The 12,424-nt window shown below is 71.2% G+C and carries 13 protein-coding genes and 1 tRNA gene; 12 read left to right on the top strand and 2 right to left on the bottom strand.

Annotated elements, in window-relative coordinates; translation table 11 throughout:
* The first annotated feature begins 5 nt into the window (after positions 1-5).
* The 7 genes from FB047_RS07045 (at position 6) to FB047_RS07015 (ending at position 7,004) form a co-directional block, all read left to right on the top strand.
* Positions 6-938: a 4-(cytidine 5'-diphospho)-2-C-methyl-D-erythritol kinase gene (locus FB047_RS07045; protein ID WP_136586507.1), complete on the top strand. Its 933-nt coding sequence runs from the start codon at positions 6-8 to the stop codon at positions 936-938.
* Positions 939-1,274: 336 nt separating this feature from the next.
* Complete coding sequence (locus tag FB047_RS07040) at positions 1,275-1,577, top strand: DUF427 domain-containing protein (RefSeq protein ID WP_136586506.1); 303 nt, start codon at positions 1,275-1,277, stop codon at positions 1,575-1,577.
* 13 nt (positions 1,578-1,590) lie between these two features.
* Positions 1,591-2,415: an ABC transporter ATP-binding protein gene (locus tag FB047_RS07035; protein ID WP_136586505.1), complete on the top strand. Its 825-nt coding sequence runs from the start codon at positions 1,591-1,593 to the stop codon at positions 2,413-2,415.
* Positions 2,412-3,095 (top strand): ABC transporter permease, encoded by a 684-nt coding sequence (locus FB047_RS07030; protein WP_136586504.1) that lies wholly within the window; start codon positions 2,412-2,414, stop codon positions 3,093-3,095. The genes FB047_RS07035 and FB047_RS07030 overlap by 4 nt, the downstream gene beginning before the upstream one ends.
* A complete protein-coding gene (locus FB047_RS07025) occupies positions 3,092-3,853 on the top strand; it encodes an ABC transporter permease (protein WP_136586503.1) in 762 nt (253 codons plus the stop codon). The genes FB047_RS07030 and FB047_RS07025 overlap by 4 nt, the downstream gene beginning before the upstream one ends.
* A 38-nt stretch (positions 3,854-3,891) precedes the next feature.
* Positions 3,892-4,809: an ABC transporter substrate-binding protein gene (locus FB047_RS07020; protein ID WP_136586502.1), complete on the top strand. Its 918-nt coding sequence runs from the start codon at positions 3,892-3,894 to the stop codon at positions 4,807-4,809.
* A 401-nt stretch (positions 4,810-5,210) separates the two neighbouring features.
* Complete coding sequence (locus tag FB047_RS07015; protein ID WP_136586501.1) at positions 5,211-7,004, top strand: ABC-F family ATP-binding cassette domain-containing protein; 1,794 nt, start codon at positions 5,211-5,213, stop codon at positions 7,002-7,004.
* Positions 7,005-7,062: 58 nt separating this feature from the next.
* On the opposite strand, the gene FB047_RS07010 is transcribed toward FB047_RS07015, so the two are convergent.
* Together FB047_RS07010 and FB047_RS07005 are read right to left on the bottom strand one after the other, a co-directional pair.
* Complete coding sequence (locus FB047_RS07010) at positions 7,063-7,575, bottom strand: hypothetical protein (RefSeq protein WP_136586500.1); 513 nt, start codon at positions 7,573-7,575, stop codon at positions 7,063-7,065.
* Positions 7,572-8,024 (bottom strand): MarR family winged helix-turn-helix transcriptional regulator, encoded by a 453-nt coding sequence (locus tag FB047_RS07005; protein WP_205822837.1) that lies wholly within the window; start codon positions 8,022-8,024, stop codon positions 7,572-7,574. Before FB047_RS07005 ends, FB047_RS07010 begins: the two co-directional genes overlap by 4 nt.
* Positions 8,025-8,152: 128 nt before the next feature.
* Between FB047_RS07005 and FB047_RS07000 the strand changes: the two genes are divergently transcribed.
* The 5 genes from FB047_RS07000 to FB047_RS06980 all read left to right on the top strand — a co-directional run bounded on the left by FB047_RS07000 (position 8,153) and on the right by FB047_RS06980 (position 12,399).
* Positions 8,153-8,224, top strand: a tRNA-Gln gene (locus tag FB047_RS07000).
* Between the two features lies 1 nt (position 8,225).
* Positions 8,226-9,674 carry a bifunctional UDP-N-acetylglucosamine diphosphorylase/glucosamine-1-phosphate N-acetyltransferase GlmU gene (gene glmU, locus FB047_RS06995; protein WP_136586498.1) on the top strand — a complete coding sequence of 483 codons (1,449 nt, stop codon included), beginning with the start codon at positions 8,226-8,228 and terminating at the stop codon, positions 9,672-9,674.
* The gene (locus FB047_RS06990; protein ID WP_058624431.1) at positions 9,664-10,698 is read left to right on the top strand and encodes a ribose-phosphate diphosphokinase; all 1,035 of its coding nucleotides are present in this window, start codon (positions 9,664-9,666) and stop codon (positions 10,696-10,698) included. The genes glmU and FB047_RS06990 overlap by 11 nt, the downstream gene beginning before the upstream one ends.
* A 301-nt stretch (positions 10,699-10,999) precedes the next feature.
* Entirely contained in the window at positions 11,000-11,497 is a 498-nt protein-coding gene (locus FB047_RS06985; RefSeq protein ID WP_136586497.1) for an FMN-binding protein, read from the top strand.
* Positions 11,498-11,502: 5 nt separating this feature from the next.
* Positions 11,503-12,399: an FAD:protein FMN transferase gene (locus tag FB047_RS06980; protein WP_136586496.1), complete on the top strand. Its 897-nt coding sequence runs from the start codon at positions 11,503-11,505 to the stop codon at positions 12,397-12,399.
* Positions 12,400-12,424 lie beyond the last annotated feature (25 nt).

Below are 12,424 nucleotides of genomic sequence, written 5' to 3'. Positions count from 1 at the left end.
CGTCGATGAGCCTCGCGACGCCCGCGTCCGTGCGCGTGCGCGCGCCCGGGAAGATCAACGTCTTCCTCGAGGTCGGCGACGTCCAGGCCGACGGGTACCACGAGCTGGCCACGGCGTTCCAGGCCGTCTCGCTGTACGAGGAGATGGTGGCGACGCCGTCCGACGACATCACCCTGTCGGTGACGGCGAAGGGACCGGTCGACATCGAGGGCGTGCCCACCGATGACCGCAACCTGGCCGTCAGAGCAGCCCGTCTGCTCGCGCGCACGGCCGGCGTCGACCGCGGAGCGCATCTTGCGATCCGTAAGTCCGTACCGGTGGCGGGAGGCATGGGCGGGGGCTCCGCCGACGCCGCCGCCGCGCTCGTGGCGTGCGATGCGCTGTGGGGACTCGGAACGCCGACGTCCGAGCTCGCGCACCTGGCCGCGCAGCTCGGCGCCGACGTGCCCTTCGCCCTCCTCGGCGGAACGGCGGTGGGCACCGGTCGCGGAGACGAGCTCAGTCCGGCGCTGGCGCGCGGGCGCTTCGACTGGGTGCTGGTGCCGAACGAGGTCGGCATGTCGACGCCCGTGGTCTACGGCGAGCTCGACGCCCACCGCGAGCGGCACGCCGTCGACATCGGTCCGGCTCCGCGGGTGCCGGGGGTCGACCCCGCGGTGCTCCACGCGCTCCGACAGGGGGATGCCGAGATGCTGGCCCCCGCGCTCCGCAACGACCTGCAGGCACCCGCGCTGCACCTGCGCCCGGATCTCGCCCGCGTGCTCGAACGGGGCGAGAGCTCCGGAGCGCTGGCCGGGATCGTCTCAGGATCCGGCCCGACTCTGGCCTTCCTCGCCGCCGACGAGGCGTCGGCGATCGATCTGCAGGTGACGCTGAGCGCGGCGGGGCTCGTCGCCCTCCACGTCCACGGTCCCGTGCCCGGGGCGCGCGTCGTCTGAGGGCTCCGCGGCTCCCGGTCCCTTCGACGAGCTCAGGGACCTCGGATGCGGCGGAGGTGGCTGAGCCTGTCGACGCCACCGGTAGTCGTGCGCTCCCGGTCCTTTCGACAAGTTCAGGAACCTCGGATGCGGCGGAGGTGGCTGAGCTTGTCGAAGCCACCGGGGCGCGGCACGGCCACCGTCGCCGTCGCGGGCCCCGGCAGCCGCGGCACCATAGCCCAGGTCGACACACGGGGCAATCTTCGTTCCGCGGCGCCTCGCGATCGCTAGCCTCGACCGAGGTGGAGCGCCACCGCTGGGTGCCGTGCCCGCGGGGTTCCACGAAGGGGGTTTCCCATGAAGGCAGTGCTCGACGGCGTCGTGATCGCCGAAGCCGACCGCGACGACCTGGCCTCGATCGAGGGCAACTGGTACTTCCCGCCGCAGGCGGTGCGCGAGGGGGCCCTGCAGAAGAGCCCCACGGCCTACACCTGCCCGTGGAAGGGTGCCGCGCAGTACTGGAACGTCTCCCTCGACGGTGCGGAGCTCACGGACGGCGCCTGGTCGTACCCCGACCTGCGCGACGGCGCGGTCGAGCGGGTCGGAAAGGACTTCGCCGGCTACGTGGCCTTCGACCGCAAGGTCGTGGTCTCCGACTGAGGCGGCGATTCGTATGATCGAGTTCTCGGCCGTCTCCAAGGTCTTCCCCGACGGCACCCGGGCCGTCGACGATTTCCACCTCGTCATCCCCTCGCGCAAGACGACGGTGTTCGTCGGGTCGTCCGGATGCGGCAAGACCACCCTCCTCCGCATGATCAACCGCATGGTCGAGCCCTCGTCGGGCACGATCTCGATCGACGGCGACGACATCGGCGGCAAGCCCGCCGTGCAGCTGCGGCGCAGCATCGGCTACGTGATGCAGAACTCCGGACTCCTGCCGCACTTCACGGTGGCCGACAACATCGCGACCGTTCCCGTCCTGCAGGGGCAGAACCGCAAGACGGCGCGCACGCGCGCCCTCGAGCTCATGAAGACCGTCGGCCTCGACACCGCAATGGCAGACCGCTACCCGAGCCAGCTCTCGGGCGGCCAGCAGCAGCGCGTCGGCGTCGCCCGCGGTCTCGCCGCCGACCCGAACATCCTGCTGATGGACGAGCCGTTCGGCGCGGTCGACCCGATCGTGCGCGACGAACTGCAGCAGGAGCTGCTGCGCCTGCAGAGCGAGATCGGCAAGACCATCGTGTTCGTCACGCACGACATCGACGAGGCGTTCCTGCTCGGCGACCAGGTCGTGATCTTGGAGAAGGGCGCCAAGATCGCCCAGGTCGGCACGCCGAGCGAGATCGTGGAGAACCCCGCGAGCGACTTCGTGGCGAGCTTCATCGGCGCGGTCAAGGGCAAGCGCGCCCTCCACCTGAAGCAGACGGCGACCGGCACGGTCGTCGTGGACGCCGAGGGGCGCACGCAGGGCTCCCTCGTGGAGGACGCGCGCCCGTGAACTGGGTCGGCAACAACCTCGACCTGATCGGTCAGCTGACGCTGGTGCACCTGCGTCAGAGCCTGATCGCGCTCGTCGTGGGCTTCGTCATCAGCATCCCGCTCGGCTGGGTCGCCTGGCGCTACCGCCTCGTGCGCAGCGGCGTCATCACCATCACGGGACTGCTGTACACGATCCCCTCCCTCGCCCTGCTCATCCTCGTCCCCGTGGTGACCGGCTGGTACAGCATCGTCAGCGAGACCAACCTCATCGTCGCCCTCGCCATCTACGCGGTGGCGATCCTGGTGCGCGCGGTGGCCGACGGACTCGATTCGGTGGATGCCGGGGTGCGCCAGGCATCCACGGCGATCGGCTACGGCTCGTTCCGCCGCTTCGTCGCGGTGGAGTTCCCGCTTGCCGGACCCGTGGTGCTCGCGGGTCTGCGCGTGGCCTCGGCGAGCACGATCGCACTGGCCACGGTCGGCATCCTGGTCGGCATCCAGAACATCGGCTACCTGTTCACCAACGGTCTGCAGCGGCGCATCATCCCCGAGGTGTTCGCGGGGGTCGTCGCGGTGGTGGTGCTCGCGCTCGTCATCGACCTGGTGCTCGTGCTCGCGGGGCGCCTGCTCATGCCGTGGACCCGGCGCGTGTCGGCCGCGCCGTCGCGTCGGCGCGCACGGACGGCGGTGCCCGCATGAACCTCCTCGGAGACGCCATCGGGTGGATCTTCTCCGGCGACCCCGGTCGCGGATTCGACGCCATCCCGCTCGCCATCGGCGTGCAGCTGCTCTACACCCTGATCGCCGTCGTCATCGCGGGCGTCATCGCTATCCCGCTCGGGTGGTACATCGGCCACACCGGCAAGGGGCGCGAGATCGCGGTCGCCATCTCGGGTGCGGCGCGCGCCATCCCCTCGTTCGGCCTGCTCATCCTGCTCACCCTGCTGCTGGGCGTGCTGCACAAGCCCGAGGCCGCCGTCATCTCGTTCGTCGTCCTCGCGATCCCGTCCCTCCTCGCCGGTGCGTACACGGGGTTCGAGGCGATCGACCGCCGCGTCATCGACGCCGGCCGGTCGATGGGCATGACCGAGGCGCAGATCCTGTGGCGCATCGAGGTGCCGCTGGGCCTGCCGCTGCTGGTCGGCGGCATCCGTGCGGCGACGCTGCAGGTGCTGGCGACGGTGACCATCGCCGCCTACATCGGTCTCGGCGGGCTCGGGCAGTACATCATCGCCGCGATCCCGCTGCGCCGCTTCGACATCCTCATCGGCGGCGCGATCCTCGTGGCCGTGCTCGCCCTCGTCATCGACGGACTGTTCGCCCTGCTCCAGCACCTCGTCGTGCCCCGCGGCATCCGTGCCGCCGGTTCCGCGCAGCCGCAGCGGCGCTCCGCCCGCCAGCGCCGTGCCGAGGCCATCGCCGTCGGTGCGCCCGCCGCACCCGCCACGACTCCCTGACCCACCCGAATCCCGCATCACCAGAAAAGAGAGCACCCATGTTCACAGCACGAACCCGGAAGGGCCTCGGCGTCTTCGCCGGCCTCGCTGTCGCCTCCGTCGCCCTCGCCGGCTGCAGCGGCGGCTCCAGCGACCCGCTGAGCAACGGCGGCGGAGACGCGTCGGCGTCGTCCGACACCATCGTCGTCGGCTCGCAGGCCTACTACTCGAACGAGATCATCGCCGAGATCTACGCGCAGGCCCTCGAGGGCGCCGGCAAGACGGTGACCCGCCAGTTCCAGATCGGTCAGCGCGACGCGTACATCCCGCTGCTCGAGGACGGCACCGTCTCGGTGTTCCCCGAGTACACGGGCAACCTCCTGCAGTTCTTCGACGCCGAGACGACCGCCCGCACCGCGGACGACGTCTACGCGGCACTGCCCGCGGCACTGCCCGAGGGCCTCGAGGTCCTCGACCAGTCCGAGGCGACCGACCAGGACTCGTACACCGTGACGAAGGCCTTCGCCGACGCGAACGGCCTCACGAGCATCGCCGACCTGTCCAAGGTCACCTCGGGTCTGACCCTCGGCGGCAACGCCGAGCTCGCCGAGCGCCCCTACGGCCCCACCGGACTGCAGTCCACCTACGGCGTGAACGTGCAGTTCTCGCCCACCGGTGAGACCACGGTCGACGACCTCGTGGCCGGCACCATTCAGGTCGCCAACGTCTACACCGCCGACCCGCGCATCCAGACCGACAACCTCGTCACGCTGACCGACCCGAAGGGCCTGTTCCTCGCGTCGAACGTCGTGCCGGTGGTCAACTCGAGCATCGCGTCCGACGTGTCCGACGTGCTGAACAAGGTCAGCGCGGCGCTGACCCCCGAGGGCCTCGTCGAGCTGAACGTGAAGTCGACCGTCGACCAGGAGTCGACGCCCGACATCGCCAAGGAGTGGCTCGCCGCCAACGGCTTCTGAGCCCCTCCACCCGCCACGGGGCCGTCCGGTTCGCCGGGCGGCCCCGTCGTGGTTGCGGCGGAGTGCCGTCCGGTTCGCCGGGCGGTCCCGTCGTGGTTGCGGCGGTAGCGCCCGACGTGCGCGAGACGGCGTTCTGCTGACATTTCGGCGGCATTCTGCAACCGAGTTGTCGGGGCGATGCTGTTTCGCGGGCTGACTGCTCCGCCCCGCCCCGCCCCGCCCCGGCTGCGCCGAGCCCCGCCCCGCCCCGTCCTGCTCCGCCGAGCCCCGCCCCGCGCAGCTCCGCCACCGAGCCCCCCCGCCCCGCACCGCGCTCGCGCCCGCCGCACTGCGGACGGGGGAGCGGATGCCGCGACCGCGGCGCTCGGCCGGGCCCGCTGACCGCGTAGCCTGGGACGGATATGGCACATCTGCTCGGGGGCGAAGCCCTGCACCTGGAATACCCGACCAAGGTCGTCTTCGACTCCGTCTCGCTCGGCGTGAACGAGGGCGATCGCATCGGCATCGTCGGCCGCAACGGCGACGGCAAGTCGAGCCTGCTCGGCATGCTCGCCGGCATCCGCGAGCCCGACGGCGGGCGCGTGACGGTGCGCGGCGGGGTGACCGTGGGGGTGCTCGACCAGCAGGACACCCTCGACGACGACGACACGATCGGCCACGCGGTGGTCGGTGACCGGCCCGAGCACGAGTGGGCGGGCGACGCCCGCACGCGCGACGTGATCGCGGGGCTCCTCGGCGACCTGCCCTGGGACGCGCGCCTCGGAGACCTGTCGGGCGGCCAGCGCCGCCGCGTCGCGCTGGCGAAGCTGCTGTCGGGCGACTGGGACGTGCTGTTCCTCGACGAGCCGACCAACCACCTCGACGTCGAGGCCATCACGTGGCTCGCCGGACACCTCAAGAAGCGGTGGGCGCCGTCCGCGGGCGGGCTGCTGGTCGTCACGCACGACCGGTGGTTCCTCGACGAGATCTGCACCGCCACCTGGGAGGTGCACGACCGCATCGTCGAACCCTTCGAGGGCGGGTACGCGGCGTACATCCTGCAGCGTGTCGAGCGCGACCGTCAGGCGGCATCCATCGAACAGCGCCGACAGAACCTCGCCCGCAAAGAGCTCGCGTGGCTTCGCCGCGGAGCCCCGGCGCGCACGTCGAAGCCGAAGTTCCGCATCGACGCGGCCAACGAACTCATCGCCGACGTGCCCGAGATCCGCGACAAGGTCGCCCTGCAGTCCCTCGCGGTCGCGCGCCTCGGCAAAGACGTGGTCGATCTGCTCGACGCGGGCGTCGCGTTCGGCGACAAGACGGTGCTGAAAGACGTCGAGTGGCGCATCGCGCCGGGGGAGCGCACCGGCATCCTGGGTGTCAACGGCGCGGGCAAGTCGACGCTGCTGAACCTCGTGACCGGGTCGCTCGAGCCCACGTCCGGGCGGGTCAAGCGCGGGAAGACCGTCAAGGTGGCCACGCTGAGCCAGCGTTTGGACGAACTCGACCAGCACCTGAACGACCCGGTGCGCGTGGTGATCTCTAACCTCCGCACCACCTATGCCTTCGGAACCGGATCGAAGGCGCAGGAACTGACTCCCGGGCAGCTGCTGGAGCGTCTCGGCTTCTCGAGCGCCCAGCTCTCCACCCCGGTCAAGGATCTCTCCGGTGGGCAGAAGCGCCGCTTGCAGCTGCTGCTCGTCATCCTCGACCAGCCCAACGTGCTCATCCTCGACGAGCCGACCAACGACCTCGACACCGACATGCTCGCGGCGATGGAAGACCTGCTCGACTCGTGGTCGGGCACCCTCATCGTCGTCTCGCACGACCGGTACTTCCTCGAGCGCGTCACCGACCAGCAGTACGCGATCCTCGACACGAAGCTCCGCCACCTCCCCGGGGGAGTCGACGAGTACCTGCGCCTGCGGGCGCTCCAGGATGCCGAGCCCTCCCGCCCCGCGGCATCCGGTGCTCCGACGGCCCCCGCGGGCCTGCAGGGGGCCAATCTCCGCGCCGCGCAGAAGGAGGCCTCGGCCGCCGAGCGCAAGATCGAGAAGCTGCAGCAGCAGATCGATCGGGCCAAGGCCGCCCTCGCCGACCACGATCAGGCCGACTACGTCGGTCTCGGCAAGGAGATGGAACGCATCGGCGCGATGGAGGCCGAGCGCGACGAGCTCGAAGGGCGCTGGTTCGAACTCACCGAGGCGATCGGCTGACGCCGCCTCGCGGGAGACGTCGGCGCGATCCCGGGCCGCGCGCGGTCGCCGCGGGCGGTCAGTGGATCGCGTACTCGAGGACGGCGATGAACACGCCCAGGCACGCGGTCGCGAACGCGCCGAGCAACCGCACGGGCAGGCGCGCACCACGGCGACGGTACGCGCTGTAGCCGAGCAGGCCGAGGACGATGAAGGTCGACCACATCGACAGGTCGGCGGCGTCGTCGATCGAGACGCCGGTCAGACCCGCCCACACGAGCACCAGCACCGACGGCACCGACGCGTAGAGCATCCCGGCCCCGTGACGCATGCCCTCGCGGGTGGCGTGGCGCAGGCCGTGGTCGGCGTGCTCGGTGAGGGTGTGCGCGAACACGTGCGCGATGAAGAAGACGATGAGCGAGGTCGACGCGCTCAGCAGCACCTCCCACACCGATTCGGCGTGGTCGTCGGCGATGGTGACGAAGGCCGCGAACACGATCAGGCCGTAGATCGCGGCGGGGGAGCGGAAACGCACGTCGAACCAGGCGCGCACGCGCGCCCACCGCGACGGGGTCGTGGCCGACGCGCTCACGCGTCGAACCCGAGGCTGAGCTTGCGCAGCAGGGTCGCCAGGCGCTCGCGGTCGCTCTTGGCGAGGCCGTCCAGCAGCAGGGCCTCGGCGTCGACGAGGCGGGTGATCGCGGCATCCACCCGCACGCGTCCGTCGTCGGTGAGGGTCACCAGGATGCTGCGTCCGTCACCGGGGTCCGCTTCGCGGCGCACGAAACGTCGGGCGACGAGCCGGTCGATGCGGTTGGTCATCGTTCCGCTCGAGACGAGGGTCTGCTGCAGCAGCTGCTTGGGGCTCAGCTGGTACGGCTCGCCGGCGCGTCGCAGCGCCGACAGCACGTCCCACTCCCACGACTCGATGTCGCTGCGTCGGAAGGCCTCCTTGCGCGCGATGTCGAGGTGGCGCGAGAGGCGGGCGACGCGCGAGAGCACCTCGAGCGGCGAGAAGTCGAGGTCGGGTCGCTGCCGCATCCACGCGTCGACGATGCGGTCGACCTCGTCGCTGTCCCGGCTCACGGTCTCATTATGGCCTTCGCCGCCGCGCGGACCGTCGCGAGGGGGCGGTGTCTGGCAGACTTGACCGGTGCCCGCGGGCACGGTCCGCCGTGGTGTAACGGCAGCACGACAGCCTTTGGAGCTGTTAGGTCCAGGTTCGAATCCTGGCGGCGGAGCATGACATCACCGACCGAGTTGGCCGTCGTCGTCCTCGCTGCGGGTCAGGGCACCCGCATGCGGTCGCGTCTCCCCAAGGTGCTGCACCCGGTGGGCGGTCGACCGCTCGTCGGGCACGTGCTCGACACCGCGGCATCCCTCGATCCGGCGCGCATCGTCGTGGTCGTCCGGCACGAGCGCGAGCTCGTCGCCGAGACGGTCGCGGAGCTCGCTCCCGGCGTCGTCGTGGTCGACCAGGACGAGGTCCCGGGCACGGGGCGCGCGGTCGAGGCCGCCCTCGACGCGCTCGACGGGTTCGAGGGCGACGTGCTCGTGCTCAGCGCCGACGTGCCGCTGCTCGAGACCGGCACCCTGACCGAGCTTCTCGCCACGCACCGCACCGGCGGAACGGCGGTCACCCTGCTCAGCGCCCGCGTCGACCAGCCCTTCGGCTATGGCCGCATCCTGCGCGACGAGACCGACGGGGTGCGCCGCATCGTGGAGCAGAAGGATGCCACGGCCGACGAGGCCGCGGTCACCGAGATCAACGTCGGCGTCTACGTCTTCCAGGCGGCGCCGCTGCGCGCTCAGCTCGCCCTCGTCGGCACGGCCAACGCGCAGGGCGAGAAGTACCTCACCGACGTGATCGGCCTCCTGCGCGACGCGCAGCTCGGGGTCGCGGCATCCGTCACCTCCGACGCCGCGGCGGCGCTCGGCGTGAACGACCGCGTGCAGCTGTCCGAGGCCGGACGCACGCTGAACGCCCGCACCGTGCGGCGGTGGCAGCTCGAGGGCGTCACGGTCGTCGACCCGGCGACGACCTGGATCGACGTGACCGCGACGCTCGCCCCCGACGTGACGATCCTGCCGAACACGCACGTGCGCGGGGCCACGGTCATCGCCGCGGGCGCGACCATCGGTCCCGACACCAGCCTCGTGGACTGCGAGATCGGCGAGGACGCCACCGTCACCCGCACCGACGGCACGCTCGCGGTCGTCGAGGCCGGCGCGACGGTGGGCCCGTTCGCCTACCTCCGTGCGAACGCGCGGGTCGGCGTCAACGGAAAGGTCGGCACCTTCGTCGAGGTGAAGAACTCCTCGATCGGCGAGGGCAGCAAGGTCCCGCACCTGTCGTACATCGGCGACACCGAGATCGGGCGCGGGGTCAACCTCGGCGCCGGCGCGATCACCGCGAACTACGACGACATCGCCAAGCACCGGACGGTGATCGGCGACGAAGTGCACAGCGGATCGCACAACGTCTTCGTGGCGCCGGTTACGATTGGAGCCGGTGCCAAGACGGGTGCCGGGGCGGTGATCCGCAAGGACGTTCCGGCCGGTGCTCTGGCGCTCAGCGTGTCCCCCCAGCGCAACATCGAGGGGTGGGTCGAGAAGAACCGACCGGGCACCGCGGCGGCCGACGTGGCCGCGCGGGCTCGGGCTGAACAGGAAGCGGCCGATGGCTCGTAAGAAGAATCGTGTAGACCTCGACCGCGACAACGGGATCGCCCCCGGACTCGTCGCCAAGACCAAGAAGCGGCTCGTCGTCGCCTCGGGCCGCTCGCACCCCGAACTGGCCGCGCAGGTCGCCCAGCACCTGGGGACGGAGCTTGCCCCCACCGAGCACCGCACCTTCGCCTCGGGCGAGATCTACACCCGTTTCGAGGTGTCGATCCGCGGATGCGACGTGTTCGTCGTGCAGTCCTTCGGCCCGCCCGTGAACGAGTGGCTCATGGAGCTGCTCATCATGCTCGACGCCCTCAAGCGCGCCTCGGCCAAGCGCATCACGGTCGTCGCCCCGTACTTCCCGTACTCGCGTCAGGACAAGAAGGGCCGCGGTCGCGAGCCGATCAGCGCGCGCCTCGTCGCCGACCTGCTCAAGACCGCGGGCGCCGACCGCATCATGAGCGTCGACCTGCACGCCGCGCAGATCCAGGGCTTCTTCGACGGCCCCGTCGACCACCTCTTCGCCAAGCCCGTGCTGCTCGAGCACTTCGAGCAGGGCCTGACCGGTGAAGACCGCGAGACCCTGACCGTCGTCTCTCCCGACATGGGCCGCGTGCGCGTCGCCGACACCTGGTCCGACAGCCTCGGCGCGCCGCTCGCGATCATCCACAAGCGCCGCGACCCGAAGGTCGCGAACCAGGTCTCGGTGCACGAGATCGTCGGTGACGTGAAGGGCCGCACCTGCCTCCTCGTCGACGACATGATCGACACCGGCGGAACGATCCAGAAGGCCGCGCAGGCCCTCAAGGCTTCCGGCGCCCGCAAGGTCATCGTCGCCGCGACCCACGCGATCTTCAGCGACCCCGCGACCGAGCGTCTGCAGGATGCCGCGATCGACCAGGTCGTCGTGACCGACACGGTTCCGATCCCCGAGGAGCGCCGTTTCGAGCGGCTCGAGATCCTCCCGATCGCGCCGCTGCTCGCGCGCGCGATCCACGAGGTCTTCGAGGACGGCTCGGTCACGAGCATGTTCGGCGGCGACGCGTAAGCGCGTATCTCCCCTTCTGTGGCGCAGCCGTCTCCCCTCGGGAGGCGGCTGCGCCCGTTCTCCGGCCGGGCGCGGGCGAAAGCCGGCGCGCTCCGCACGTGCCGTCGTGCCGAGTCCGCCGGCGACACGCCGTCTCCGGATGCCGCGGCCCGGCGTGTCGGGTGGGATCTTCGCAGGACGGAAGGGGGACGGCCCGCCCACGCTCATAGCCCGCACAAAACAATGAACCGGGGAGCGGTGAAGGTCGTGTCCCTACCGTGAGCACGAACGCGCCGCGAGGCACGACCGAAGGAGGACCCTCATGATCCGCACCACAGCCGTACCCCGTCCCGTCCGCGTCGGCACCGCCCTGCTGGGCGTCGCCGGCATCGTCACCCTCGCCGGGTGCTCGACGGGCGCGTCGGACGCCGCCGCTCCCGCCCCGGCCGAGACGACGACCGCCCCCACCGCGTCGTCGGCCCCGAGCGCGAGTGCCGCGGACTCCACCAGCTCCGCCTCCGGCACCTACACGGACGGCACCTACGAGGCGACGGGGCAGTACTCCACCCCCGAGAGCGTCGAGACGATCGACGTGACCCTCACGATCGCCGGCGACACCGTCACGGCGGTCGAGGTGACCGGCGACCCGCAGGCGGCCGAGTCGAAGCGCTATCAGAGCGAATTCATCGGCGGCATCCAAGACGAGGTCGTGGGCAAGAAGCTCGACGAGATCTCGGTGAGCAAGGTCGCGGGATCGTCGCTGACGAGCGGCGGCTTCACCAAGGCCGTCGACACCATCAAGACCGAGGCGAAGGCCTGACCGACATGAGCACTCCGACCGCGACGGGATCCACCTGGACCTTCGACGCGATCGGCACGTCGTGGGCGATCGATTCGGCCGCACCGCTGCCGTCGGTCGCCCGCGACGCGGTCTCCGCCGTGATCGAGCGCTTCGATCACGCGTGGTCGCGCTTCCGCGACGACTCGCTCGTGACCGCCCTCGCGGAGGGGCGCGCGGCATCCGTCGCCCTGCCCGTCGAGACGGATGCGGATGCGGATGCGGATGCGATGTTCTCGCTGTACGACGAGCTCGACCGGGCGACCGCCGGTGCGGTGAACCCCCTCGTCGGAGACTCCCTCGCCCGGCTCGGGTACGACGCCCGCCTCACCCTCGCGCCCCGGGGGGACGCCCGCCCGGCCGCCGCGTGGCGCGACGTGCTGTCGTGGTCGGACGGAGAGCTCGCGCTCGCCCGCCCGGCGACCGTGGACGTCGGCGCGGTGGGCAAGGGGCGGCTCGTCGACCTCGTGCTCGCGGCCCTGGCCCCTCACGTCGACGGCGACCTCGTCGTCGACGCCTCGGGAGACCTCGCGGTGCGCGGGGCGGCCGTGCGGATCGGTCTCGAGCACCCCTACGACCCCACGCGCGCGATCGGCGTGGTCACGGTCGAGAACGCGGCGTTGTGCGCCTCGGCGATCAACCGGCGAGCCTGGGGCGACGGGCTGCACCACGTCCTCGACGCCCGCACCGGTGTCCCCGTGCGCGCGTACGCGGCGACCTGGGCGCTCGCCGACACCGCGATGCGCGCCGACGCCCTCGCCACGGCGCTGTTCTTCGACGGAGGGCCCGAGCTCGCGGCATCCTGGAACGCGCCCTGGGTGCGCATGAGCACCGACGGGCGCGTCGAATGGTCGCCCGGTTTCCCGGGCGAGATCTTCTCCTGACCCTCTTCACCCCTCGGAAGGGATC

Origin of the sequence: Microbacterium hydrothermale (assembly GCF_004854025.1) — a bacterium.
In the GTDB taxonomy this organism is placed as follows: Bacteria; Actinomycetota; Actinomycetes; order Actinomycetales; family Microbacteriaceae; genus Microbacterium; species Microbacterium hydrothermale.
This window is presented reverse-complemented; position numbering and strand designations above follow the sequence as displayed.